This window comes from Paenibacillus sp. LRG-1, from assembly GCF_057220305.1.
Map to the genome: position 1 here is coordinate 1,471,025 of NZ_CM170126.1, position 25,249 is coordinate 1,496,273.

27 protein-coding genes and 1 pseudogene are annotated in these 25,249 nt (G+C 43.7%); 23 read left to right on the plus strand and 5 right to left on the minus strand.

What is annotated here, in order from left to right:
- Window positions 1–34 precede the first annotated feature (34 nt).
- From moaC to groL, 6 genes are all read left to right on the plus strand, one after another.
- On the plus strand, window positions 35–523 hold the full coding sequence (gene moaC / locus ACUUJN_RS06380; RefSeq protein WP_013309211.1) for a cyclic pyranopterin monophosphate synthase MoaC: 489 nt from the start codon (window positions 35–37) through the stop codon (window positions 521–523).
- 113 nt (window positions 524–636) lie between these two features.
- Window positions 637–1,119 (plus strand): MogA/MoaB family molybdenum cofactor biosynthesis protein, encoded by a 483-nt coding sequence (locus tag ACUUJN_RS06385; RefSeq protein WP_013309212.1) that lies wholly within the window; start codon window positions 637–639, stop codon window positions 1,117–1,119.
- Between the two features lie 103 nt (window positions 1,120–1,222).
- Window positions 1,223–1,474 (plus strand): twin-arginine translocase TatA/TatE family subunit, encoded by a 252-nt coding sequence (locus ACUUJN_RS06390; RefSeq protein ID WP_013309213.1) that lies wholly within the window; start codon window positions 1,223–1,225, stop codon window positions 1,472–1,474.
- A 111-nt stretch (window positions 1,475–1,585) separates the two neighbouring features.
- Window positions 1,586–2,353 (plus strand): twin-arginine translocase subunit TatC, encoded by a 768-nt coding sequence (gene tatC / locus ACUUJN_RS06395; protein WP_023987474.1) that lies wholly within the window; start codon window positions 1,586–1,588, stop codon window positions 2,351–2,353.
- A gap of 360 nt (window positions 2,354–2,713) precedes the next feature.
- The gene (gene groES / locus ACUUJN_RS06400) at window positions 2,714–2,995 is read left to right on the plus strand and encodes a co-chaperone GroES (protein ID WP_007429271.1); all 282 of its coding nucleotides are present in this window, start codon (window positions 2,714–2,716) and stop codon (window positions 2,993–2,995) included.
- Between the two features lie 73 nt (window positions 2,996–3,068).
- Window positions 3,069–4,697, plus strand: coding sequence for a chaperonin GroEL (gene groL / locus ACUUJN_RS06405; RefSeq protein WP_013309215.1), 1,629 nt, complete (start codon window positions 3,069–3,071; stop codon window positions 4,695–4,697).
- Between the two features lie 99 nt (window positions 4,698–4,796).
- On the opposite strand, the pseudogene ACUUJN_RS06410 reads toward groL, so the two are convergent.
- Window positions 4,797–5,770 (minus strand): annotated as a pseudogene (locus ACUUJN_RS06410) (tyrosine-type recombinase/integrase); the annotation flags it as partial.
- A gap of 407 nt (window positions 5,771–6,177) precedes the next feature.
- Between ACUUJN_RS06410 and ACUUJN_RS06415 the strand changes: the two are divergent.
- The 7 genes from ACUUJN_RS06415 (at window position 6,178) to ACUUJN_RS06445 (ending at window position 10,728) form a co-directional block, all read left to right on the plus strand.
- On the plus strand, window positions 6,178–6,582 hold the full coding sequence (locus tag ACUUJN_RS06415) for a phage tail protein (protein ID WP_484669413.1): 405 nt from the start codon (window positions 6,178–6,180) through the stop codon (window positions 6,580–6,582).
- A 376-nt stretch (window positions 6,583–6,958) separates the two neighbouring features.
- Window positions 6,959–7,351 carry a hypothetical protein gene (locus ACUUJN_RS06420; RefSeq protein ID WP_028543077.1) on the plus strand — a complete coding sequence of 131 codons (393 nt, stop codon included), beginning with the start codon at window positions 6,959–6,961 and terminating at the stop codon, window positions 7,349–7,351.
- Between the two features lie 58 nt (window positions 7,352–7,409).
- Window positions 7,410–7,601: a CD1375 family protein gene (locus tag ACUUJN_RS06425; protein WP_028543076.1), complete on the plus strand. Its 192-nt coding sequence runs from the start codon at window positions 7,410–7,412 to the stop codon at window positions 7,599–7,601.
- A gap of 77 nt (window positions 7,602–7,678) precedes the next feature.
- Window positions 7,679–8,170, plus strand: coding sequence for a phage holin family protein (locus ACUUJN_RS06430; protein ID WP_484669414.1), 492 nt, complete (start codon window positions 7,679–7,681; stop codon window positions 8,168–8,170).
- Complete coding sequence (locus tag ACUUJN_RS06435) at window positions 8,124–8,903, plus strand: M15 family metallopeptidase (protein WP_028543074.1); 780 nt, start codon at window positions 8,124–8,126, stop codon at window positions 8,901–8,903. Before ACUUJN_RS06430 ends, ACUUJN_RS06435 begins: the two co-directional genes overlap by 47 nt.
- Window positions 8,903–9,094 carry a hypothetical protein gene (locus ACUUJN_RS06440; protein ID WP_226887785.1) on the plus strand — a complete coding sequence of 64 codons (192 nt, stop codon included), beginning with the start codon at window positions 8,903–8,905 and terminating at the stop codon, window positions 9,092–9,094. The genes ACUUJN_RS06435 and ACUUJN_RS06440 overlap by 1 nt, the downstream gene beginning before the upstream one ends.
- Window positions 9,095–9,312: 218 nt before the next feature.
- Window positions 9,313–10,728: a transcriptional regulator gene (locus ACUUJN_RS06445; protein WP_484669415.1), complete on the plus strand. Its 1,416-nt coding sequence runs from the start codon at window positions 9,313–9,315 to the stop codon at window positions 10,726–10,728.
- Window positions 10,729–10,899: 171 nt separating this feature from the next.
- Here the strand turns inward: ACUUJN_RS06445 and ACUUJN_RS06450 are convergent, their stop codons facing one another.
- Window positions 10,900–11,421: a DUF3231 family protein gene (locus ACUUJN_RS06450; RefSeq protein WP_028543072.1), complete on the minus strand. Its 522-nt coding sequence runs from the start codon at window positions 11,419–11,421 to the stop codon at window positions 10,900–10,902.
- Between the two features lie 151 nt (window positions 11,422–11,572).
- Between ACUUJN_RS06450 and ACUUJN_RS06455 the strand changes: the two genes are divergently transcribed.
- Window positions 11,573–11,818 carry a WGxxGxxG family protein gene (locus ACUUJN_RS06455; RefSeq protein ID WP_028543071.1) on the plus strand — a complete coding sequence of 82 codons (246 nt, stop codon included), beginning with the start codon at window positions 11,573–11,575 and terminating at the stop codon, window positions 11,816–11,818.
- Between the two features lie 463 nt (window positions 11,819–12,281).
- Here the strand turns inward: ACUUJN_RS06455 and ACUUJN_RS06460 are convergent, their stop codons facing one another.
- Window positions 12,282–13,403, minus strand: a complete 1,122-nt coding sequence (locus tag ACUUJN_RS06460) for an NADH-dependent flavin oxidoreductase (RefSeq protein ID WP_028543070.1) — start codon at window positions 13,401–13,403, stop codon at window positions 12,282–12,284.
- 172 nt (window positions 13,404–13,575) lie between these two features.
- Between ACUUJN_RS06460 and ACUUJN_RS06465 the strand changes: the two genes are divergently transcribed.
- The 3 genes from ACUUJN_RS06465 (at window position 13,576) to ACUUJN_RS06475 (ending at window position 17,346) form a co-directional block, all read left to right on the plus strand.
- Window positions 13,576–13,983, plus strand: coding sequence for a MerR family transcriptional regulator (locus ACUUJN_RS06465; RefSeq protein ID WP_028543069.1), 408 nt, complete (start codon window positions 13,576–13,578; stop codon window positions 13,981–13,983).
- A gap of 1,052 nt (window positions 13,984–15,035) precedes the next feature.
- Window positions 15,036–15,917 (plus strand): AraC family transcriptional regulator, encoded by an 882-nt coding sequence (locus ACUUJN_RS06470; protein ID WP_053324884.1) that lies wholly within the window; start codon window positions 15,036–15,038, stop codon window positions 15,915–15,917.
- Between the two features lie 100 nt (window positions 15,918–16,017).
- Window positions 16,018–17,346: a prolyl oligopeptidase family serine peptidase gene (locus ACUUJN_RS06475; protein ID WP_484669416.1), complete on the plus strand. Its 1,329-nt coding sequence runs from the start codon at window positions 16,018–16,020 to the stop codon at window positions 17,344–17,346.
- A gap of 238 nt (window positions 17,347–17,584) precedes the next feature.
- On the opposite strand, the gene ACUUJN_RS06480 is transcribed toward ACUUJN_RS06475, so the two are convergent.
- Window positions 17,585–18,373, minus strand: a complete 789-nt coding sequence (locus ACUUJN_RS06480; protein WP_023987570.1) for a polysaccharide deacetylase family protein — start codon at window positions 18,371–18,373, stop codon at window positions 17,585–17,587.
- A 371-nt stretch (window positions 18,374–18,744) separates the two neighbouring features.
- Here ACUUJN_RS06480 and ACUUJN_RS06485 point away from each other — a divergent pair, with 371 nt between their 5' ends.
- Window positions 18,745–19,119 carry a PH domain-containing protein gene (locus ACUUJN_RS06485; protein WP_023987571.1) on the plus strand — a complete coding sequence of 125 codons (375 nt, stop codon included), beginning with the start codon at window positions 18,745–18,747 and terminating at the stop codon, window positions 19,117–19,119.
- A 115-nt stretch (window positions 19,120–19,234) separates the two neighbouring features.
- On the opposite strand, the gene ACUUJN_RS06490 is transcribed toward ACUUJN_RS06485, so the two are convergent.
- Window positions 19,235–19,555, minus strand: a complete 321-nt coding sequence (locus ACUUJN_RS06490; RefSeq protein ID WP_023987572.1) for a hypothetical protein — start codon at window positions 19,553–19,555, stop codon at window positions 19,235–19,237.
- Window positions 19,556–19,747: 192 nt separating this feature from the next.
- On the opposite strand from ACUUJN_RS06490, the gene ACUUJN_RS06495 reads away from it, so the two are divergent.
- From ACUUJN_RS06495 to ACUUJN_RS06515, 5 genes are all read left to right on the plus strand, one after another.
- Entirely contained in the window at window positions 19,748–20,713 is a 966-nt protein-coding gene (locus ACUUJN_RS06495; RefSeq protein ID WP_023987573.1) for a carbohydrate ABC transporter permease, read from the plus strand.
- Window positions 20,710–21,531: a carbohydrate ABC transporter permease gene (locus ACUUJN_RS06500; RefSeq protein WP_023987574.1), complete on the plus strand. Its 822-nt coding sequence runs from the start codon at window positions 20,710–20,712 to the stop codon at window positions 21,529–21,531. The genes ACUUJN_RS06495 and ACUUJN_RS06500 overlap by 4 nt, the downstream gene beginning before the upstream one ends.
- A 124-nt stretch (window positions 21,532–21,655) precedes the next feature.
- Window positions 21,656–23,020 (plus strand): ABC transporter substrate-binding protein, encoded by a 1,365-nt coding sequence (locus ACUUJN_RS06505; RefSeq protein ID WP_023987575.1) that lies wholly within the window; start codon window positions 21,656–21,658, stop codon window positions 23,018–23,020.
- Window positions 23,021–23,275: 255 nt separating this feature from the next.
- The gene (locus tag ACUUJN_RS06510; protein WP_023987576.1) at window positions 23,276–23,860 is read left to right on the plus strand and encodes a TetR/AcrR family transcriptional regulator; all 585 of its coding nucleotides are present in this window, start codon (window positions 23,276–23,278) and stop codon (window positions 23,858–23,860) included.
- 23 nt (window positions 23,861–23,883) lie between these two features.
- Window positions 23,884–25,248, plus strand: coding sequence for an HlyD family secretion protein (locus tag ACUUJN_RS06515; protein ID WP_023987577.1), 1,365 nt, complete (start codon window positions 23,884–23,886; stop codon window positions 25,246–25,248).
- Window position 25,249: the final 1 nt, after the last annotated feature.

Consider the following 25,249-nt stretch of genomic DNA (forward strand, 5'->3'; position numbering starts at 1 on the left):
AAGTTGGGTATGTGAAAGGAGCTGTGAGGGAGTCGTGGATTCCTTTACTCATTTTAACGAACAGGGACGGGCTCGGATGGTAGATATTTCGGGTAAAACGTCTACGATTCGTACAGCAGTTGCCGTGACTCAGATTACGATGAATCCGGCTACATTGACGGCTGTAAAAGAAGGAAGAATCGGCAAGGGTGATGTTCTTGCTGTGGCCCAGGTCGCAGGGATTCAAGGTGCGAAAAAAACGTCAGACTGGATACCGATGTGTCATCCACTGGCCCTGACAGGCGTGAACATTACTTTTTCCGATAATGGACATGATGTGCTTCATATTGAAGTTGAAGTGAAGACCGAAGGTAAAACAGGTGTAGAAATGGAAGCTTTGACAGCGGCTTCAGCCGCAGCGTTAACCGTGTATGATATGTGCAAGGCGCTGCAAAAAGATATGATCATCGGCCCTACCATGCTGCAATCCAAAACAGGTGGCAAGCATGGGGATTTTCAAAGGGAGGACCACCGGGAACCTTGACATAGACAACATTGTCGCCGAGAGGGTACTGTGATGTGATGGAGGATGCAGCGTGGCTGTTTCTGATTTTCAGAAGAGAAAGTATTCTTTCATGATAGGAGAAGGGTGATCTTATGGTGTGGAAAACGGCGATCCTAACAGCCAGTGATAAAGGGGCAAGGGGAGAGCGTGAGGATACAAGCGCACAGGTCATCCGGGAACTCATCGAAGAAGAACTGGGCGGAGAGATTGTGGAATACCGGATCGTTCCCGATGAACCGGATGAAATTATTGCAGCTTTAATCGAAATGACCGATTATTTTCATGCAGACCTGGTACTAACTACGGGCGGAACTGAGCTGGCGATCCGTGATGTGACACCCGAGGCGACTAGGCGGGTAGTGGAACGGGAAGTGCCAGGCATGGCGGAAGCCATGAGAATGATCGTGATGCAGAAAAATCCAGCGGCTATGCTATTCCGTGGAATCGTGGGAATACGCGGACGTACACTGATCGTCAATTTGCCAGGAACACCCAAAGGTGTGCATGAAAATTTGGCAGCGATAATGGACCAACTTCCAGAAGCGTTGCTTATGGTGACAGGCCAGTTCCGGTAGAAGGCAGCACATCGTGTGTGGTATGATACCTATAAGAATTTATAAGGCCGTATACGGGCAAAGATTCTTATTTTGTCCGTCAACATAAGGAGGATTACTACACATGCCCAATATTGGAGCACCGGGTTATATTTTGTTGATTATTCTGGCGCTGCTGTTATTTGGTCCGAACAAGCTGCCTGAGCTGGGTCGAGCTGTAGGGCGTACATTCCGTGAGTTTAAAAACGGGGCACGCGATATTTTATCAGAAGATGAACGGACTGAGCGTAAAGACAGCAAAGATAGTGTGGTCAAAGCATCACAAACGACGTCTTCAGAAGTTCAACCTCAGCCTGAGGATAAACGCTTGTCATAGATTTAGTTATAATTCTTGATGCTTGTACAATAAACAAGAGCCTCTTCTTCAGTGAAGGGCTTTATTTTTTAGGAGGCGCTGCTGCGTTCCGTTCAGAAAGGAGGAATGGACTTGACCCCATCAGAGCATGAAATGCCGTTAATGGAACATCTGGGAGAGCTTCGCCGCAGAATTATTTATGTGCTAATTGTATTTGTATTGGCACTGGCTGGTGGTCTGTTCGCGGCGGGTTCTGTCTATGACTGGCTTATTCGCTCCGGTTCGGCGCAAGCTTTTCAGTTAAACGCGTTTTCCTTTTGGGACGGGATTGGTATCTACATGAAGATCGCCATGATCATCGGGATTGCGGTGGCGCTACCGTTTGCCTGCTACCAACTGTGGAAGTTTGTCAGCCCGGGCTTAAGACCGCAAGAACGGAGTGCGACTTTGCGGTATGTGCCTTATGTGCTGCTTTTGTTCATCATTGGGGCAGCTTTTGCTTATTTCATTATTTTCCCAATGGCGATTCAGTTTACATCGTCTGTCACCAAAAGTATGGGATTACAGGAAACGTACGGGATAGCACAATATTTCACCTTTATGTTTAATATTGTACTGCCTGTAGCGCTGTTGTTTGAGCTCCCACTGCTTATCATGTTTCTGACGGGGATTCATGTTATAACACCAATGCGGCTTCGCAAATGGCGGAAGATTTCTTATTTTCTGCTTGTGTTCGTCGCGGTTGTCATTACCCCGCCGGACTTTATTTCCGATTTTTTGGTGGCGATTCCGTTGCTGGTGCTATATGAAGTGAGCGTGTATTTATCTTCGGTCGTGTACCGCAGGCAGCTGCGTGCGCAGGAGGAACGTGAGGCCCAGTTGCGTGTAGCTTCGGAATAAAAAGGCAGGACCTGAATGGCTCAGTAAACAATTTATTCGGGTCCGCGCTACATGGCAACTTGCACATGATGAATAGCATTTGTATATCATAACTATTTACAGAGTATGAACAGCAGCAGCTTAGCTGCCCTAAAAATAAGCATTAGCCTTGGGTCAGCGGTTATTTTTAAGTCAGATGGAAATAATCGAGAAGGGCTGTCCATAAAAATTCCCATAAAAAATACATTAGGGACTTGAAATTCAATCTCAAGTTGAGTATCATAAAGTTGGTTGTTAGCACTGACGACTGTCGAGTGCTAATACATACAACATAACAACCAAATTACAGGATAAAACACTTAATAAGGAGGCTATTTTTTCATGATCAAACCTTTGGGTGAACGCGTATTGGTGGAAGCAATTGAGCAAGAGACAACGACTTCCTTCGGGATCGTACTTCCTGACTCTGCCAAGGAAAAGCCGCAAGAAGGCAAAATTATCGCGGTTGGCGCAGGCGCATTGAAAGACGGTGCCCGTATTCCTCTGGAAGTAAAAGAAGGCGACCGTGTCATTTTCTCTAAATACGCTGGAACGGAAATCAAATATGAAGGTAAAGAATATTTGATTATGAAAGAAAGCGATATCCACGCGATCATCGGTTAACCGGAACCCGGACAAGACCTGAATATAGGAATTGAAACAAATCATTCATAATCCATAGGGAGGTTTATCACAAATGGCTAAAGATATTAAATTTAGTGAAGACGCTCGTCGCTCTATGCTGCGCGGGGTTGACGCATTGGCTAATGCTGTTAAAGTAACACTCGGACCGAAAGGCCGTAACGTTGTACTGGAGAAAAAATTCGGTAGCCCGCTCATCACCAATGACGGTGTAACGATTGCAAAAGAAATCGAGCTGGAAGATGCGTTTGAAAACATGGGCGCTCAACTGGTTAAAGAAGTAGCAACCAAAACGAACGATGTAGCTGGTGATGGTACGACTACTGCTACTGTTTTGGCTCAAGCCCTCATCACAGAAGGCCTGAAAAACGTAACTGCGGGCGCAAGCCCAATCGGTATCCGTAAAGGGATTGACAAAGCGGTTAAAGCAGCTGTTGCTGAACTGCAAGCCATCTCCAAACCAATCGAAAGCAAACAATCCATTGCTCAAGTAGCTGGTATTTCCGCTGCTGATGACGAAGTAGGCGAACTGATCGCTGAAGCTATGGAAAAAGTGGGCAAAGACGGTGTAATCACGGTTGAAGAATCCCGCGGTTTTGCAACAGAGTTGGAAGTGGTTGAAGGTATGCAATTTGACCGTGGCTACATTTCCCCGTACATGATTACAGATACGGACAAAATGGAAGCTGTACTGGACAATCCATATATCCTGATCACAGACAAAAAAATCACAAACACACAAGAAATCCTGCCATTGCTTGAAAAAATCGTACAACAAGGCAAGCCACTCGTTCTGATCGCTGAAGACATCGAAGGCGAAGCGCTGGCTATGCTCGTTGTCAACAAACTGCGTGGTACATTCAACGCTGTAGCTGTTAAAGCTCCAGGCTTTGGTGACCGTCGTAAAGCAATGCTGCAAGATATCGCTGCCCTGACAGGCGGTCAAGTGATCACGGAAGAACTGGGTCTAGACCTGAAAACAGCTTCCGTAGACCAACTGGGTACAGCACGTCAAGTGCGTATCACAAAAGAAAATACGATTGTGGTTGACGGTGCTGGAAACAAAGCCGACATCGATGCTCGTGTTAGCCAAATCCGTACGCAACTGGAAGAAACCACTTCTGAGTTCGACAAAGAGAAACTGCAAGAGCGTCTGGCTAAATTGTCCGGCGGCGTAGCAGTCATCAAAGTCGGTGCGGCAACTGAAACAGAATTGAAAGAACGCAAACTGCGCATCGAAGATGCCCTGAACGCAACCCGTGCTGCGGTTGAAGAAGGTATCGTATCCGGTGGTGGTGTAGCGCTCCTGAACGTATACAAAGCAGTTGCAGCTGTTGAACTGCAAGGCGACGAGCAAACAGGCGTGAACATCGTGTTGCGCGCTCTGGAAGCTCCAATCCGCACCATCGCTGCTAACGCAGGTGAAGAAGGCTCTGTAATCGTTGAGCGTCTGAAACGCGAAGAAGTTGGCGTAGGCTTTAACGCAGCTACTGGCGACTGGGTAAACATGATCGACGCTGGTATCGTTGACCCTGCAAAAGTAACTCGCTATGCATTGCAAAACGCTGCTTCCGTAGCAGCAATGTTCCTGACTACCGAAGCGGTTATCGCTGACAAGCCAGAACCAGAAAAGGCTGCAATGCCTGACATGGGCGGAATGGGTGGAATGGGCGGCATGATGTAACAAAGGGTATCAAAACCCTGTAATACCGCTATTTAAAAGGCTCCCGAGAGGGAGCCCTTTTCTATAAAATCACATAAAAATCACATTCTCTGCACGGAGTCAGATTTGAAGGATGTCGGAAAAGTGATTTTTAATCTTTTCATTGGCATCTTTCTTCATTTTTTCTGTGACGTGTGTGTAGATTTTAAGTGTAGTTTTTGCGTCATCATGGCCAACTCTCTTCATGATTGTTTTGAGATCGACTTCAGCTTCAGTCAGCATTGATATATGGGTGTGCCGAAAAATGTGAGGAGTTGCTTTCTTTGTAATGGAGGTCTTCTTGAGAATGCGTTCCATTCGGATTAATATATTTTTCTGAATGAGCGGGTAGCCATTCTTGTGAGCAAAAACAAAGTTGTTTTCATGATAGTCAGTAAATAATTTTTTGTATTCAAGTCTGAGCGTTCGCTGTTTAACAATGTGTTCTTGAAGCAAATTCATAACAATATCAATTACATTAAATTTACGAATAGATCCTGTAGATTTGGGTGGAGTTAGAGTGTATTTACGCATGTTATTATCAGGATTGTAAAGTGTTTTGGTTATTCGTAACTCATTTAACTCAAAGTTAAAATCCGTATCTTTTAAAGCACAGAGTTCCCCAGATCGCATCCCTGAAAAGGCAAGCAAGTGAAAGATTTCAATGTCACAAGGTAAACCGTGTTCTTTCACTGCATTTAAAAATTCAGCCAGCTCATGTTTTTCTAAGTAACCATCCTCGATTGTACTATTTTCAATGCCTCTACCGTCAGCATTTTCGCCGGAATAATTGCACCCGAACATGGATTATCCAATCTCATTTTGTTTTTTATTGCATATTTCATGATCATATTCGCAGTTACGTGAACGCCCTCAATGGTTGTCCTGGCATACTCTTGATCATCTAAATCGTTTAAGATGTCCTGATGCTGTTTATGTGTAACCTTGTCTATTATGACCTTTGGAATATACCTCAATAGGATTTTAATTTCTTTTTCTCTAACTCTAACGGTACTTTTTTTCACCTTGCCTTTTGAATAGGTCTTCAGCCAGTCCCAAGGTTGAAAATCATGTGCTGTTTTGGGACGAACATATGAATGTGTTCCAGATCAACAAACATTATGATATGTGGGCTGTAGATGTACGCTTTACGAAAACGATCAGGCTTTGGACGAGGCTATTAAAAATATAGGTAGACGAAGCCACCACTACAGTTAAGGGTATCGTCCGACTTAGCGCAGATTATAAATCAATTTCTCCTTTGACTGTACCGACCAGCAAAGCTCTTTCCGATCTTTACAGCATATCTTTCGTAGACAGAGGCAAACCGTTTTCGGTCGACTGGAATTTTATCATTCTGCCCGGAACGCACAGGATTGACGTCGCTTCTTTAAACCCAGCTTCGGATCACAGTCCGCCGGGGGCTAACCCTAAAGGCGTTCTTTTTGTAGGATCTGTCACAGTGGAAGAAGGCATGACACTCGTCCACCTTTATATTGATGAAACTGGCGGGGTATACAAACGGGTTAGAACAGTCTCTGGAGTGTGGCTGCCTTGGGACGGATTAGCCAGCAAGAATCATACACATTCTGCGTCCGATCTGCCTTCCGCTACTACGCAAGCACGTGGCGTTACAATACTCGATACTTCAGTAACCAGTGATGCTAAAGATCGGGCGTCTACACCAAGCGCTACTAAACAGGCGTATGACCGAGCGAATGAAGCATACAGCCTGGCAGACCAAGCTTTTACGCAAGCCGTTGATCTTAAAAATAAAATTGTGGGCGCGATCAACGGCAAGTTTGGAGGCGCCAGTCCCGACATGAACAGCGATCAGATAGCGGCAGTATCACAAATGCATCTGTAAAACGATTCGCAAGAGGCTCATTTAACGGTCAATCGGCAGGGGCGCCCAATTATAGTAGTGGAGCTACTATGAGTCTTTCCGTTAATAATATGGGTTTTTCTCCAAGTCGTATATTCGTTCGCTTTAAACTGAAAGACAACGGAAACGTTTTGTATTTGGAATGTTTTTCAACCGCATCCGTACCACAATCAGACGGAACATGGGCTCTATACGGACGTTTTAACAACTATATTAGTATGTATAATTTAACGAAACAGCCATGCGGTTTTACTGCTACGGTAGAAACTAGCAACATACGAGAATACGCTGGGGGTTCACCAATAGCATACATTGAGGCTCATGAATGGTTTGCATACGAATAAATGGAGGGATAATAATGGTTGAAATTGGTTCAAAAGTATTCTGGCGCAAGGCCTCTGGCGAAGTGATTTTTGTAACACCGGAGTCGGCAGGCGATGTAGTTGTAACAACTGCGGAAGATGATGCAGCTTTCTATCCGCAGTTGCGCGATTACGATTTCGATAAGCTAGGCGTGATCCAACTCGGGTATCAACAGCACAAACAAGACTTCGAACAGGCCATATCTTATTGGGTCAATCCCGCTACTCAAAAGTTAGAGTTTAAATACAAAGATAGTGCTACCACAGAACCGATTTTTCAAAAGCCCTTAACGGAGCGGGTAGCAGAACTTAAACTGGCTGATTTGGACAACAAAGAAGCCATAGCCGGGCTTATCCAGCTCGTTATGGAACAAAGCAATGTTACCTAGAATCCGGGATCGGGTTCTATTTTTTATTCTCATGCAGCTCATGAAGGGAGGTGATAGCATGAATGAGCAGATTAAAAAAGCTTTTGCGACCACACTTGTACATCTTATCCTCGCTGGCCGTCGTACAATCGAGGACGTACCAGCCGGATTGCAGGATCAGCTTAAAGCAGACTTGGGCATTACTGAGCCTGCGCATGTGACTCCAGCAGCTACACAGGCGGCAGAACAATCAACAGAACTAGAAGCGTAAGGGGCGTATCCAATCGGATGCGCTATTTCTTTGCCCTCGGAGTGGTCGGGGGCTTTATTTTTAAGGGGGAAAAGGTAGTGAGCCAAATTAAAATGTTTGGCAGCACCGTATGGACCGGAATGGTCGGGGCATCGGAAAAGGAAGCGGCGGCAGGGGGAGTGACTGCGCTGACTGGTCTGATTGTTACATTTTTGGGTGGGTGGGACAAGCCGCTTCAGGTGCTGCTTACGATGATGGTATTGGATTATATTTTTGGAGTAGCCGCAGCTATTAGAAACAAAAAAATGGACAGCGATGTGATGTTTTGGGGAGGCATTCGAAAGGCTACGGTTTTGACGGTGGTGGGATTGTCTGCACAATTGGACAATTGGCTACAACCAGGCGCACCGATCTTCCGGACGGCGGCTATTTACTTCTACGCTGGCCGTGAAGGACTTTCCTTGGCCGAGAACTGGGGAGCAATGGGAATTCCATTGCCGTTCAAGCTTAAAAATTTCTTGCAACAGTTGAAAGAGAAAGGAGATGACAAAGGTGCTGACGATGGAACAGATACAAAAAAAGTCTCTTAATCGACTTGTCGGGCTGAATCCAGTTTTTAAAATTGTAATGGAAAAATTAATTGAGCGCTGCTATGCCCGTGGTGTTTGGATAGTAATTACTCAAGGATTCCGCACGTATGCGGAACAGGACGAACTCTATGCCCAAGGACGGAATGGAGATAAGCGTCCCAAAGTAACAAAAGCCAGGGGCGGATATAGCAATCATAACTTTGGGTTTGCAGCCGATTTCGCTCTGCTGTTACGAGATGGCCGCACAGTTTCCTGGGACACGCTGAAGGATGATGATAAGGATTCCCTTCCAGACTGGTCGGAAGTGGTTGAGGAAGCGAAGAAACTAGGGCTTGAGTGGGGAGGAGACTGGCGCAGCTTTAAGGACATGCCCCACCTGCAGATGGTCTTTGGAATCACGACGGCTCAATTTCGGGCGGGCAAGCACCCAACTCAAGCGCAGCTTAATGCAGCTTTAGCTAAGTTTAATAAATTGGAGGATGAACCTATGACAGCAGAAGAAAAAGCAGCGTTTAAAGCGTTGCAAAACACTGTACAGAAGCAAGCTGACCGTATCAAGACGTTAGAGACAACAGCTAAACAGCCTAAAGTACCTGCATGGGCAGAGCAAGCCTGTATCAACGCCAAGGCCGTAGGGGTACTGGACACGGCGAATGACGGTAGCTACGACTTTTATCGCATGGTCACGCTGCTTGACCGAGCTGGAGTATTCAAAAGGGGAGGTGTCGCATAATGACAGATTGGAAACGTAAATTGTCCAGTCGTAAGTTTTGGGCGTTGCTGGCCGCACTGCTCACGAGCTTGCTCACTGCTTTTGGTGCAAACAATGACACGGTTATTCAAGTAACCCGGCGTTATCGGTGCATTCGGCGCAGTGATTGCTTACATTCTGGCGGAGGCTTATGTAGATGGCAAGTCGACTGACAGTCCAACTAATGAGGAATAATTACAGGCGTTTGGGAATACGAAACACCCTGCTGGCTTAATGCCGGCGGGGTGTTTTTTTGTTTGTAGGAGTGCTCTTATGACAAACGTGGCTTTCCACATGATTCGCAAAAAAAGATTGACAACTGTTAAATGCTGGATAAAAATAGTAAATGATTATAAAATACTGGAATTTTTATGCGAGGGGTTGCTATGATATGAAGCATACACCTACGATTCGAGCAGAATTAGACAGATACCTACAACAAGAAGGATTGAGTTTAACACAATTTGGTCATATTGCGGATATGAATAGGGGAGCAGTAAGTGCTATCGTGACAGGAAACAAGCCTTTGTCTGTTAACCAACTGGATCGAATTACTGAGGCTATGGGTTTACCGGAAGGTCACTTTTATGACTTGTTCATAGAAAACTACATCATCGACCATCCTTCGAATATGAGGCGAATCGAGCCATTTTTGTATCGCTGTGCGGAATTGGACAAGCTGGGTGTGATCCGTAGAGTGGTGGGAGTTATCATGGACAATCTACTGTATTCGCCCAAACTATTTGAAATTGCAGAAGAATTGTTGTCGCAGGAACGACATGCGGCTGCATTGCTGCTCTATGAGGGGGTAGCTGAAGCGGAAAAATATCAACATTCAGAACGATTGGCAGTCTGTCAGTATCGTATATTTACGATTCAAGTTGGAGACGATCAAAGCCGTAATCTCAAGGCAGCAACGCTATTTGAACCCTTCGTGGAACGTCTGGATGAAATAGAACAGCTTGACGCACTGAAGGATTTAGCTAACGTGTACAGGTCTTTGCGTAAATGGGACAAGGTTGAGGAAGTAGCAAGAATAATGAGAGTTAAAGCGGAAATTCAATATACTTTGAAGCATGAACAGAAGAGTCGAGAGCGTAATGAATCTACTAAGAAACTAACTCGTCCCTTGTTTGTATACATTTCCTATTCTGACCTGCTGTGTGCAAGTGTCTATGAAGCCCAAGGCGATTATCAACAAGCTCTACAATATACATACGCCTATGCTAATTTAGATTGGGTCAAAGAGACAGATGAGAACACCCAACATTGGGTCAAGTTGTTTCAACACTGGGTGCAAGCTAACGTTATTGCGAATAAGCTTTTATCTGGAGATATAAAAGTGTTACAAGATTATGTTGAATATATTGATGCGGCGGAGGATACAACTCAAGAAGATAGGGTTATTCAACTGCTGAATATTATGATAGCGGCGAACCGATATAAGATCAACGTTAATGATATAATTAAACGGTTTGAAACAGACATTGCATCATTATCGCAACACTCATCAAGTGATATGTATACTCAACAAGTGGTACCTGATTATTTTGCGTGGTGTGGTTACGAATTAGCCTACTATTACTTAAATCAGGGCATTTACAGTGATGGTTTTAAACATTTGATGTATTCATTGGTAAGTTATCATACACTAAATAATGAGACTTATTTTATAAATTGTATGGGTTTGTTTTTGCATTTCAAGGATTATGCGGCTCCTGAAACCAAAGCAGATTTTTTAAATCTTATTGAAAAGGTGTGGATGAACAATGTTAAAAAAAATGGTTCTCCTGATCGTCGCGGCTAGCTTTTTGTTTATTGTTACTGTACCTGTTCACTCGCATGATATACAGCCACAAGTACAGCATGGAGGTGCTTAAACGTAAGCAAAGCAAATCCCCGCTAACCTTTAATTGGTCGGCGGGGATTTTTGTTGAACAATCTAAGGAACAGTGTGTTGAAGAATCGTACAGTAAATTTAGGCTTTAACTGGTTCAGGTCTTTTTAATTGAAGAGGGGGAGGTATTAACCAACCCTTTTTTTTGTTCATTTTTAGAATACGAACTCCTAAAGCAGTCTTAGTTAGATGATATTTCGCAAATAAAGCCCCGATGTCTTCTTTAATGGATTGACCCATAGCTTGGCTGCAAGATGTCAATCCTACAGAGGTATCTAATGCTATTTTAGCTGCAATTTCGGGATCAGTAAACCTTGCACCAGCCGGGATATCCTCAAGTTTCACAGGGGGTCTTTCAGGCAAAATAGGAGCTGGGGCAATACCATTATCAGTAAGCATTGCATCGCATTCTTGGATTTCCAGTTTAGCTTGATCAATAAGATCATCCAGTATTTTTTTGAGTTCTTTGTCTCCAGCGTGGTTTAAACATGCTTGGTAAAATGAAACGCTTCCTTTCGCTAACGCTGAAAACTGCCACACACTATAAATTTCTCCGTAATGCATGGGCTCGTCTTTTGGATTCCCGCTTAGGATACCCGTTATAAAAAACCACTCCTTGCTTATTTTAATGGTGTACAAATTTATGATTCCCAGTAGTGAAGATTTAATGTGTGTATACCAAATATGTTCTACTGGGCATATTAAATACATTAAAAACTGATTGGAAACACAAATTTAAAGGAGTGGTTTAGGTATGTTGAAAAAAATGAAGATAATGGTTGTTGTTGCATTAATGATTTCAAGTTTTGGATCGGTAGTAGCATTTGCTGAAAACAGTGAAACCAATATGGGCACAAACGACAATGGTAGAACACAAATGCTGACCACTAATAATAATGATGATGACGATAATGTTAATTGGGGATGGCTTGGTCTGTTAGGATTAATTGGATTGGCAGGCTTAAGACGTCGCGACCATGAAAACCACAAAAAAAGATAATCGTAAATACAACTCAAAAACACCTTAACAATCCCCGCTAACCTTAACTGGTCGGCGGGGATTGTTTTTAATTAAACTATTTGCTGCTAAGTCTGAATATGTCGAAAGTCGTTTATTGTACACTTTTTTGTAAGGCGCTTTACGTGTATTCTGAAACCATCCCCAGTACGTGGCATCTGTTCTGAGGAAATGAAGTCTTAGAATAACGAATACGTCATTAAGCTAACGGGCATTTTAACGCAACAATATTCTGGAGCGGTAGCCTTAGATTCAGGTTATTTAACGCCCTCTATTTGCAAAGGCCTTCAAGATCGAAATATACGCGGTATGTGTGTCCGCAACAGCAAGAATTGCCCTACCGAACTACGGATGGACGGAGCACCTTAGAATCAGCAAAAGAAACCCGAAGTCTCATAAAAGACTTGGGTTTCTCGTCAATCTGAGTAGCCTTTAGGACTACTCTTTATTTACTAATATTAAACCAACCTGGCATTACTTGAAATACATTCCAAAGTTTTTCTGGAATATTAAGCTGGTCGAGTTTCGAAACGTTCAATTCAGAATCTACCTCGGCATCACGTCCATTTGCGACCTTTTCAACCCAATTAGGATCCATAATTAACGCATGCCCAATGGCGACTAGCGGCAAACCTAATTCCATAGCTTTAAGAGCATCATCCGGTGTTATTATGGAACCAGCAGCCATCACAGGTACCTTACCGTTTGCTCTTTCAAGAATTAATTCAAGTCGTGTTTTTTCATCTTGACTATCTACTGGCTTTGAAGACACATTATCCAATGAAGCATGTATATAATCTAAATCCTGTCCAACAAGGAAATCAATTAATTCATACGTGTCTTTCATACGTAATCCGTCCACTTTGGAGGATTCTTCAGGAGAAAGTCGGAATCCTATAATGAATGGTTTTGTAGCATGTTTTTCAATGACATTTTTGATTTCTTCAATAATCGCCAACGGAAAACGCAAGCGATTTTCAAGTGATCCTCCCCATTGGTCCGTCCGTTGATTTGTCGCTGGCGACCAAAAATTCTGAATTAAAAATCCATGAGCCCCATGAATTTCGACGCCATCAAATCCGGCTTCAATTGCTCGTCTTGTTGTGTCTCCAAAAGCACGTACAATCGACAAGATCTCCTCATGTGATAGTTCTCTTGTTTCTGAAGTTGAACCTAAATTAGTAACTTCGGGTTGCAATGCACTCGCACTAACTACATCCAATCCAGGCACGGCTTTATTGCCAGCATGGAAAATCTGTAGGATCGCAGGAGCGCCTCCACTTTTCGCTGCCTCAGCTAATTTTCGTAAACTTGGAGTAAATTCATCATTGTACCCAGCGAATTCATTCGTAAAACCCTGCCCATTAGGTGTAACATGAGTACACCCTGTAATGACGAGTCCTACTCCATTCACTCTTTGTTTGTAATACTTTACTTCGTCATCCGAAATGGTAAGATCGTCATTACTTGACCAGGTTGTCATAGGTGCCATAACGATACTGTTCTTAATTGTTATTCCATTTCTGAATGTGAAGGATTCAAATAACCTACTGTATTTCTGATTCATTTCATTAACCTCGCTCTCATATTTTCTTTTCTATTTCAGTTTAATTGGTTGCTGTAACGGCAAGTCAAGTATTTATTTTTATATGATTAAATATAGATTTGTTGCGTTGTCATTCTCTTTATGATATTTTTTTAGTTACAGTAACTATAACTAAAAAAAGGGGGGCAAGTAGATGTTGTATTCAATGACATATGTAGTGGAGAATTTAAATGTATCTGCAAAGACGCTTCGATTTTATGAAGAGCAAGGGATATTACCAAATATATCTCGTGACGAAAAAGGCCGTAGAGTTTATAGCAAACAACAAATAGATTGGATTTCTTTTATTCGTTGCCTCAAAGAGACAGGCATGCCTCTTTCAAAAATAAAGAATTACAAGGAACTTTATGAATCGGGAAATACTACCTATTTACAAAGAGAAGAAATGTTGATGCAGCATAAATTGGAAGTGCAGAAGAAAATTGACGAAAGTTTTAAACACTTAGAAGAAATAAACTATAAAATAGCCATATATGAACTTCAGAAAGAAGAGGTTATGAAAAATCCCGACTATAACTTTAAATGTCACGGTATGGAATAGTGAATTAATGTACTTAAGCTAACGGGACACGTTAGCTTAAATAAAAACAGTGGTGGTCTAGGGCTTTATTTTCTCGTCCATGGCTGCCGCTGTTTCAATTTTAGGGAGAGTCTAATACTCATTTTATTTTGGCTCACGATTTTCCTTCTCGACGGATGCCCACCATGAAGGAACTGGAGATAAAGACGCGGAGGCGTACAGAGAACATAAAAGTTATTTGTTTGCTTTAGAGCAAGATAACTATATTATGGGGACTGATAAGTTTACACTACGGGATATCGCCATTCTGGAGGGCTGGGAGCGGGATAGAGCATACCTATGCTGCCAAGAGAAGGTGAGAGGCATTTTAGAGAATATTAAATTCTCAGAAATATCATTGCTACTTTGTATACCCCAATATACAATTGTAAGGAAGTTGTTGATTAGAATGAATTATGTGGGGGGCAACATGGTTATTTGAATCACAAAAAATCACATGAAAAATCACAATTCCGGCGAATGAGGGCGGATGTAGACGAATAAAACTTTCTGAAGATAAGCCCAAACAAGCTATACAATAGAAGATAAGTTTTACGACGTTCCTCTGCGAGAGTGAATCAAAGATGGGCGGCATGATGTAATAGGGTTGGAAAAACCTTATGCATCAAGGGCTTCTATGATTAGACGCCCTGTTTGACCACATAGCGTAAAACAAAAGGCTGATTATGGACTCTCTCATAATCAGCCTTTTTAATGATCCAAAATGCAGTGTTATATAGATTTACACATGATCTATAAGGGTTTTTCGGTTCATTACATTTAAAATGAAAGCGTTGACATGGATTTTAACCCGCTATATACTTAGCTTAATTAAATGAATAGCTCTAGGATTGTTACTGTTACGCAGGCAAAACCTAAGGAACAAAATGTTAAGATCTAAGGATCTTATGTATTTTGTTATACTTAGGTTTTTTTGTTTATAGAGAGAGGAAGGTTAAATACAAGTGGTTTCGGCACTCTGCTGAAGCCATTTTCTTCTATTTATGAGTTCACATCTGAGAGGAGCGACAAACTTGGAATACAAATATGAGCTGGTCCAGGCAGACAATCATTTTCCGTTAAAAATTATAGTTCATTCCTCAAATGAACCAGCGTACATACCTGGGCATTGGCACGACAGCATCGAAATATCCTATGTGCTTTCAGGAAGAATCGACCATATCTACATCGATGGCGCGAGTTATAGCTCCAAAGAAGGAGATATTTTGCTCATTAATTCGAATGCCATTCATTCCTTTTCTGTAGCTAAGGGAAAAGGGAGAGAGGCTATAACGGTTCTGATTCCTTCTGAATTTATTAGAGCAAATGTTAACGGCAGTGACCCGATTTCATTTGACTGCGTATCCATTTTTGAAACTAACGAGCAGAGATTACTGCATTTTGCGGAGCTGCGTGATTTGTTAAACACCTTATTTGTGGCTTATCTCAACCGGCATAATGACCCTTTAGCGCATATCCATTTAACGTCATTATCTTATAAACTGGTGTATCTGTTATTAATGCATTTTAAAATGGATCATGAATCTATCCGTGGCTTTAACTCCGATAAATATTTGGAGCGGCTGACGTTGATAACCGATTATATCAAAAAGAATTACGATCAAAGCTTATCCTTGGATTCGATAGCTCAGGTTTTTGGGTTGTCTCCCGAATATTTGTCCCGGTTTTTTGTGAAGCATGTAGGGATGACCTTATTTCAATATATCAATGCCATCCGTCTGGAGAGATCTTTTCGAGCTCTCATGAATACGGATCATTCCATCATACAAATTGCGCTGGAGCACGGATTTCCGAACGAGAAGTCTTTTGCCAGGGTATTTAAAAAGGTTTATCAGGCAACACCGCATCAATATCGAAAAGAGAACAAGGGGTATTCTGGAGCAAGGAGTCAGTAATTGACCTGAATTAGGCTAATAAAAGACAGGATACAAATAAAAAAATCATTAAAATAAATAATGTAAGCGTTTTATTAATGGACCCGGGAGGTAAGACATCATGTTTAAACGGTTTCAAAAGGCTGCTAAAACAACTATGTTATTCACTTTAGCTATCGGTACGACCCTTGCTTTCAATTCCGGTGCATGGGCCAAGGATGTAAAGATACAGCCCACCTCGTACCGGACGGTTGCGGAGGTTAAGGATTGGGGAGCAGCCATTACGAAGATCATTGTTAACCTGGGTAAGCCAGTACCTAAAGATGCGATAACAAAGGATACATTTAAGGTCCATGTGGGAAGAAGCGACAACAGGCTGGTAAATCCCTTTATTGAGAATGGCAACCGGAAAGTCACCAAGGCCTATGTATCGGACAAAAGTGGCAACCCTGTAAATAAAACCGGAAGCTACGTTGTATTGGAAATGGAAATCGGCCCGACCTTAACACTAAGCTCCGCTATTCATTATGATGCGGCAGGCTCTGGGTTTAATGCATGGAATGATAACAAATACACGATCACACAGCAAAAAGTTATTAAAACCAAATCAGGAACGATTTCCGGCTTGAAGATCGATACTTCCGCAGGAGAGATACGGAAGCTGGTTGATCAATTTACAACTGGCAAAGCTACTTTTGACGGTGTTACTTTAACGTATGTGGACTACGCACCGGCACAAGACAAAGTGAAAAACCCTCTAGTGATCTGGCTGCACGGTATGGGTGAGGGAGGTACCGATCCGACGATTCCGATTTCCGGAAATAAAGCAGCGAATTTTGCTTCTAAGGATATCCAATCCTATTTTGGCGGGGCTTATGTGTTGGCACCTCAGACCCCAACCTACTGGATGGATGGCTTTACAGGCTTTGGGGACGGAACCTCCAAGTACGAGCAAGCATTGATGTCCTTAATTAAGGAGTACGTGGCCAAGAACAAAGACATTGATACAGATCGAATCTATATTGGCGGAGACTCCAACGGTGGTTACATGACTATGCTGATGATCCGTGATTATAAAGATTATTTTGCAGCAGCTGTGGTGGCCTGTGAAGCCTTAAAGGACAGCCTTATTACCGATGAACAGATTAACGAAATGAAGAACCTGCCGATCTGGTTTGTGGCTGCCAAAACCGACACCGTAGTACCGCCCAACGATTATGCGATTCCGACCTACAACCGTTTAGTGAATGCCGGAGCAAAGGATGTTCATATGTCGTTATTTGATAACGTAGTGGATACCTCTGGTTTGTACAAGAAGAGCGACCAAACACCGTATGAATACAACGGCCACTGGTCCTGGATTTACGTGTATAACAACGAAGTATCGAAGGTGATTGACGGAAAGAAAACAACCATGATGCAATGGCTGGCCTCCAAAACATTGGACTGAAAGGTATAGCTAGCAAATGAAAATAGCAATATGATGTAATAGGCTTCTTTAAAGTTCAATGAAAAACTATTGAAAAATAGATTATGCTTTTGGGAAGCCAGCTTTACCGTACATTCTCTGAGTCATTCGTTAACAACACGTTATCGCTCGGCATTATCAGTTCCTTATTGGGTTTTCGCAAAATCCTCATGTATAAAACTCCGTCAACAAATAATTGACGGAGTTTAATTGTTCTCTTTCACTTATTCACTTCAATCAGCCCATCCGGTTTTTCCCGATTAGAGAGTAATTCGGATACCGTAACGAAGGTGTATCCTCTCTTCTTGAGCTCGGGTAGAATAATTTTCAAGGCTTCAACGGTTTGTGTACTTTGATGTACATAATCGTGCATGAGGACAATGTCGCCGTTACGGGCGTTGCGAAGGACTTTATTAGCGATGCGATGCACACCAGGTTTTCGCCAATCTAAGGTGTCCTGATGCCAGGACCATAAAATAATTTTCAGCCCTTTCTCCTTGGAGAGCTTAACCAGCGAATCGGTATAGGAGCCGCCGGGTGGCCTAAAAAGATGGGTTCCCGTACCAGTTGCCTGAACGATGCTCGCCTGAGCTTGATCCAATTCGGACAGAGCTTTGTTGCGGGAAATGTACTGAAAGGATGAGTGAAGAAAGGTATGGTTGCCAACTTCATGCCCTTCTTCTCGTTCCCGTTTGACAAGGTGAGGCAGCTTTTCGACACGACTGCCGACGACAAAAAAGGTCGCTTTAGCATCATATTCTTTAAGCAAATCCAAAATGGCAGGCGTGTTGCTTTCGTCAGGTCCGTCATCGAATGTGAGAGCGATAAGCTTACGATGGGTAGGAACTTCCCATACAATGTCGCCCCGTTCTTCGTAATAGGCCCTTCCCTTTGTAGGAGCAGGGGAGGCGTATGATGTGGCTTGTGCATTGGTAGATGGAGTGGGGCAAGAGCTGATACACAGTAAAGAAACAGCGATTCCAGCGCACAGCAAACGGTTATATTTCATAAGGCTTCTTCTCCGTTCTAACGTATTCTCACATTAGCTTGCCAAGAAGAAGCATATACCATTCCTCGTTTCTGAAATTCATCCATTCCAATCACTTAAAATTAGATCTAATTGCTTCTTCAGCAAGGCGCAGATTACGGAGTTATGCTCAAAAAGAGTGATAGCTTGCTTGTTGATAACATCCTGTACCCATGATAAGTTGTACATATCCATCCTTGGTTTCAATGTGCAGTTGAGGTAGGTCATTGTCCAGTTCGTGAGAGTCTTAATCTAACGAAAAATGAAGAGGTCGACGGGACAAGCCGCAAAAGCTGATCTGAGGTCAAGGAGCTGCGACTCATTCCTGAACTTCGAACAGGAGATGAGACGGGATGAAAACAAATGAAAAAGAGTTGCGAGCTATTAGTCTGACGTTAGAAGCGGGCGAACACATCCGATCATATATGGGGTGTACGTATGATTTGAAACAGAGCTCCCAGAAGATATCGCTTCATGGAATGCTGGCAGTGACGTCCGAACGAATCATCTTTTATTCCTGCACTATGGGTACTCCTTGGGTCAAGTTCATCAATTATCACCATATTTCACTGGCTAAGCTAGATAAGGATTTGTCGGATTCTAGGGGGAACATCACGCTGATCAATCAGGGTGTGAACGAGGTGTTCACCCACCTGCCGAGTGGAGATTGTATAGAGGGCTTTGTAGCTGTACTAGAGCAAGAAGCAGGTATCTCTTGTGAGAACTAATGATTATGGAAAACAAATAACTAAAACCTCCAACTTCGTAATGTGCCAAGAAGGCTCCTTACAGAATTTGGAGGTTTTTTTTGTCTTTTAATTAGAGAGAGATATGGATCGAGCGCTAACTCAATAGGGTTATAACCAATAAATTATATAATACCAGCGGCAGAATGACATTGTTGTAGGCATAGGAGCGATCAGGGGTTGTGGTGCCTGAGAAGGGTGAGTGATATTGCTGAGGGACTCTCAGATACAAATGATCCGCATCGATGTGCACAATCGTTCCTTCATATACTTGATGATCCATCGTTTGGACCCTGACCGTGTGATTCATGTAGGGGCTTAATTGATAATGCAAATGATCGCGGATATTTTTGAGTTCGGCCTGTAACTCCGGTCTAGCTTGATATAAAGTTTGCGGACTGACGGTGTTGTACGGCATTCGCCTCTAACCTCCATACCATGTAATGATGCATCGTATGCAGGAGTCTATGTCTTTGTGCTCATACCTATAGAGAGTTGCTTTTACAAAAAGAAAAAACATTAACATTTTACTCCAGCCCACTTGACGTTCCCTTTACATCGAAACGATACACTTACTGAGGTTGGTTTGAAAAGAAAGGGGCGATCCGTTTTGGGTGAGCTTAACAAATCTATGGGACTGGGGACGAGGAGTCAGCAACAGACTTCGTCTAAAGCCCGCATACGCACGGGTTCGCTAAAAATTCAAAGACTGCGCGAAAACGCGCTGGCGTATACCTTTTTGGCTCCATCGCTTATTTTGTTTGCTGTATTTATGTTTTATCCGATGATCAAGTCCGTTTATCTCAGCTTGCATTCTACAGATCCCGCAGGAAACGTTGCAGCTTATGTGGGGTTAGATAATTTCACTACACTTTTCAGCTCGGGACTGTTTCTGCAAGGGATTAAGGTGACACTCCTGTTTGCACTGCTAACAGTACCAGTAGGTATTTTATTGGCGCTGGTACTGGCTGCACTTACACACAGTAAATTACGGGGAATGCGTATCTTCCAGTTTGCCTTTTCGCTGCCGATGGTGTTGTCGGTCGGTTCATCTGCGGTCATTTGGAAATTTCTTTTTCATCCGACACTGGGGATGTTCAACTATGTGCTTTCCCTACTACATATCAATCCGGTTCCATGGCTGACCAGCCCGGATTGGGCGCTGTTCTCAGTAGCCATGATGACCATCTGGATGAATCTAGGCTTCAATTACATTATCTTATCAAGCGGACTTCAAGGGATTCCAGATGATATGTATGAAAGTGCCAAAATGGACGGAGCTGGCCCGCTCGTCACGTTCTGGCGTATCTCCATGCCACTGTTATCACCGACGATCTTTTTTGTGACTGTAGTTTCCATCATTGGAGCCTTCCAGTCTTTTGCTCAAATTAACATTTTGACCAAAGGCGGCCCGGTGAACAGTACGAATGTATTCGTGTATTCCATCTATCAGGAAGCTTTCGTTAATTTCCGGTTCGGAACGGGGAGCGCGCAGGCGATTGTCTTGTTTGCTGTCATTCTGCTGCTCACGATGATTCAGTTCAAATGGGTGGAAAGAAAGGTGCATTACCAATGAAAAGACACCTGAATTCAACATTGCTGTATGTGCTGCTTACGATTGCAGCTGCTCTCATTTTGTATCCGGTTATATATACGTTTTTTATGGCAGTCATGTCGCCGGAGGAAGCAAGCGCTTATCCACCAAGCTTTCTTCCACATTCTTTTCATTTGGCGAATTTCACTGAAGTGTTTGAAATTGTTCCGATTGCAGCCTTTATTGGAAATACATTTCTCATTTCGGGTCTGACCATGATTGGGCAGCTGATTACAGCCAGCTTGGCGGCCTACGCCTTTGCCAAAATGGAATTCAAGGGGAAAAACTTCATTTTCAGCATGTTTGTAGCGACGATGATGATCCCTTGGGAAGTGACCATTATTCCAAACTACCTGACGGTACGAAGCTGGAACTGGCTTGATACGTATCAAGGATTGACGGTCCCTTTTCTGGCGACGGCATTCGGGACATTCCTATTAAGGCAATTTTTTCTCCAGCTTCCCAAGGAACTGTTTGAGGCGGCTCGTATGGATGGGTGCGGGCATATCCGTTACTTTCTGTTCCATGTGCTTCCGTTATCGCGCCCTGCGCTCGGAACACTGGCTGTGTATTCGTTCCTGAATATGTACAATTCGTACCTCTGGCCTTTACTGATCACCAATAGCGAGAATATGCGTACGGTACAAATCGGAATATCCATGCTCGAATTTCAGGAATCGACTTCATGGAATCTGGTATTTGCGGGTACGGCCCTAGTCATTTTACCGTCTCTGCTTCTGCTGATCTTTGGACTAAAACAGTTGGTTCGTGGAATGGCAGCGGGTGCGCTTAAAGGCTAAGCACATATGTCAAATGAAAAGCAACACCTGCGCAAGCAGCCCATATACAGAGCTTCAACACACAAGAATACGCAAGAGAATGCCAATTCAAGAATCATTTAATCAAAGGGAGAGAAGAGAGATTATGGGATTTTTTCGTCTGAAAAGTGCATTGACCCTGCTTATTCTGACTGCCATGGTGGTTGCAGCAGGTTGTAGCAATAATACTGCTGCAGAGAAGCCGAGTAATGGTAGTGATGGGGGAGCAGCGGCTTCTCCAGTGAAGCTGACTTGGTGGCATTCGATGTCCGGTAACGGTGAAAAAGCAATCAAGCAGATCGCTGCTGACTTTAACGCCAGTCATAAGGACATTCAGGTAGAGCCAGTATATCAAGGCAAATATGATGACAGCTTGAACAAGCTGAAAGCGTCGCTTGGATCCAATAGCGGACCGGACATCATTCAGGTATACGAAATCGGCAGTAAATTTATGATCGACTCCAAAATGATCACACCCGTACAACAATTTATTGATGCAGATAAGTTTGATCTGTCGCAGCTAGAGCCGAATATTACACGATACTACACGATTGATGGTAAATTGAACGCCATGCCGTTCAATACGTCAAACCCGATTTTATATTACAACAAGGACGCATTCAAAGCCGCAGGACTTGATCCAGCTAATCCTCCGAAAACGTATGATGAGTTCGAAAAGGCTGCAAAAGCCTTGAGCAAGGATGGTAAATCCGGTGCTTCCATTGCCATCTACGGCTGGTTCATGGAGCAACTGTTTGCCAATCAGAACGCGGATTATGTGAATAATGGCAATGGTCGTGATCAAGCGGCAACGGAATCCATGCTGAATTCGGATGCCGGTGTAAAAACGCTGACGTGGTGGAAGAAAATGATCGATGAAAAGGTTGTATCCAATCTGGGACGTAACTCGGACGATACGGCAAAGGCTTTTTCCGCAGGACAAATTGCGATGACGCTGGATTCCACCGCTTCGCTGCGTAATATTGTGGAGCAGGTTGGCGATAAATTTGAAGTAGGCACAGGATTCCTGCCAAGATCCAATGAAGCTAAAGAAGGCGGCGTGGTTGTAGGCGGCGCAAGCTTGTACATCATGAACAACAAGCCCGAAGCTCAGCAGAAGGCAGCATGGGAGTTCATTAAATTCGTCGCTTCCCCAGCTGTACAGGCACAATGGAGTGTAAATACTGGGTACTTCCCGATCACGAAAGCAGCCTATGACGAGAAGGTACTCAAAGATAATATGGTAAAATATCCGCAATTCCAGACGGCGGTTGACCAATTGCACGCATCGGCACAATCCACCGCTACACAGGGCGCGGTGATGGGCGTATTTCCAGAAGCGCGTCAAATCGTAGAAGGTGCAATTGAGGCCGTGCTGAGTGGCCAGCAACAGCCAAAACAGGCATTGGATCAAGCTGCACAAGAAATTACAGGCAAAATTGCTCAATACAATCAAACCGTAAAAAAATAGTCGGCCTTCCCTTAAAATCGGTTGATAATCTGTAGAATGGCCCCCTTATCATCCGATTTTATGACATAACGGATCGAATGAGTGACCCCCTCACTTATTCGATCCGTTTTTGCATTTTCATTTTTAGAATGAGTGTTTAGACGAAATGTCTAAAATGAATTATTTTCATTTTTCCTATTGCTGGATAACTAAAAATGGGCTTATAATAAATACATAATTTTTGTACTGGACGGTCAGTTCAAAAAAGGAGGAAGCATGAAACAGCAGACAAAGGAAATTATTTTTAACGGCGCACTCAAAGCTTTTTCCGAACGAGGCTTTAATGAAACAAATATGGAGGAAATCGCCAAGGTATGCGGCATAGCCAAGGGCACCCTGTATTACAATTTTAAAAACAAGCAAGATTTGTACATTTACATTTTGAAGATGGGGATGGAGCGTTTTGTCCGGGATATCCATGAAGCAATGGCTCATACTCCTAAAGATCAGGTGGAGCTTAGGGTTCGTAAGCTGATCCAAGTACATATTGAGTTTATTGTGAGAGAGCCGGACTTTTGCCGTCTATTGGTCAGTAAGGGCTGGGTTTCACAAGAGCAGCATTTTAATATTAGGCAGGTGCTGGCTGATTATTTTGATTTTATGGAGGCAGAGATCGATTCCGGTAAGTTATATGGGAAAATTTCAAGTAAGCTGGATGCCAAAACAACAGCCAATTGCTTATTTGGGATTTACATTTTCGCTCCGATGCGGTCTATGGTTTGGGGCGAAACGATGAATCTGCAAGAGGTTCGAGAAAGTATTGAAGTATTTGTGTGTAATGCATTGGGCATGCAACATTAATAGACAGATGGAGTGATGAGAACATGAAAGCTAAAAAATATACGATTTACGTCGTACTTATTATTTTAATCGCGGTTGGAATATATGCCTTGACTGCTTTTCCACGGGGTGGAAGCAGCTTGTCTGCGGATCAGTCTTCTTCCATTCCTACGGCTTATGTGGAGTCGGATACCCTCAATGCCAGCTTTAAAATGGCAGGACGGATTGACCAGATGCTCGTCAAAGAAGGCGATCAGGTTAAAAAGGGGCAGGTGTTAGCCCATCTGGAAAGTCGCGAGTTGGAAGATAAGGTGAAGCAGGCACAGGCGGCGTTGCTGGCAGCCAAGAGTAATGTATCCAAAGCAAAAGCTGGAGTGTTGCAGGCTCAAGCAGGAGTAGGCCAGGCACAGGCCACTGTGAGTGCTGCTCAGGCCAAGAAAAGCCAAGGTACGACATCGGTCAGTGTGACCGCAGAGGCTTCCTCCAGCCAGATCGAACAGGCCAAAGCGGCTGCGAACGCCGCCAAGGCAAAACTGGATGCCCTCAAGAGCGGGGCAAGACCGCAGGAGCTTGAGCAATTACAAGTATCTGTGAAGATAGCCAAGGAAACGCTGGACCTGACCGTTAAAAATTTGGAGCGTGCCAAAAAGCTTCAAGAAGCCGGAGCAGCAACCCAGGCATCTTTGGATCAAGCGACATTGGAACATCAACAGGCAGTGGCCAAATATAATGCAGAGTCGCAAAAATTGGATATGGCACGGGAGGGAAGCCGCAAGGAGGAAATTACGGCGGCTGAAGCTCAATACCGTCAAGCCTTGGCTGCGGTGAAGGAAGCACAGGCAGGAGCGGGCAAAGTTGCTGTGCAACAGGAAGACGTCAAAGCTGCTCAGGCTTCGGTAGAGCAAGCGCAATCCGCTGTGAAGGCGGCGCAATCCACAGTTGAGCAGGCACAATCTGCGGTTGCAGGTGCCAATGCTCAGGTAGCCCAAGCGGAAGCCGCGCTTCAAGAGGCTCAGACCTATTTGAGCTACACTACGCTATATGCGTCAGAAGATGGAATCATAAAATCCAAGTCGCTTAGCTTAGGTGAAATGGCTAGCGCAGGATTCCCGGTCTATACCATTGAAACTTCGACACAACGTTGGGCTAAATTCTATGTACCTGAAACGTCTCTGAACGGTCTTCAAGCAGGGGATACAGTCCAAATTAAATTGCTGTCTGGCGGTAAGGAGCTGAAGGGTAAAGTCATTCTGTTAGAATCGGCTGCGGACTTTGCCATTCAAAAACCGAGCCAAAGCTCCGGTGACAAGGATGTCCGTTCCTTCGGTGTTAAAGTAGCATTGCCAGACCTTGCTGCTTCGGTTCCAACAGGCTCCACGGTTCTGTTTACAGGCAAAGGGGCGCAGTAAT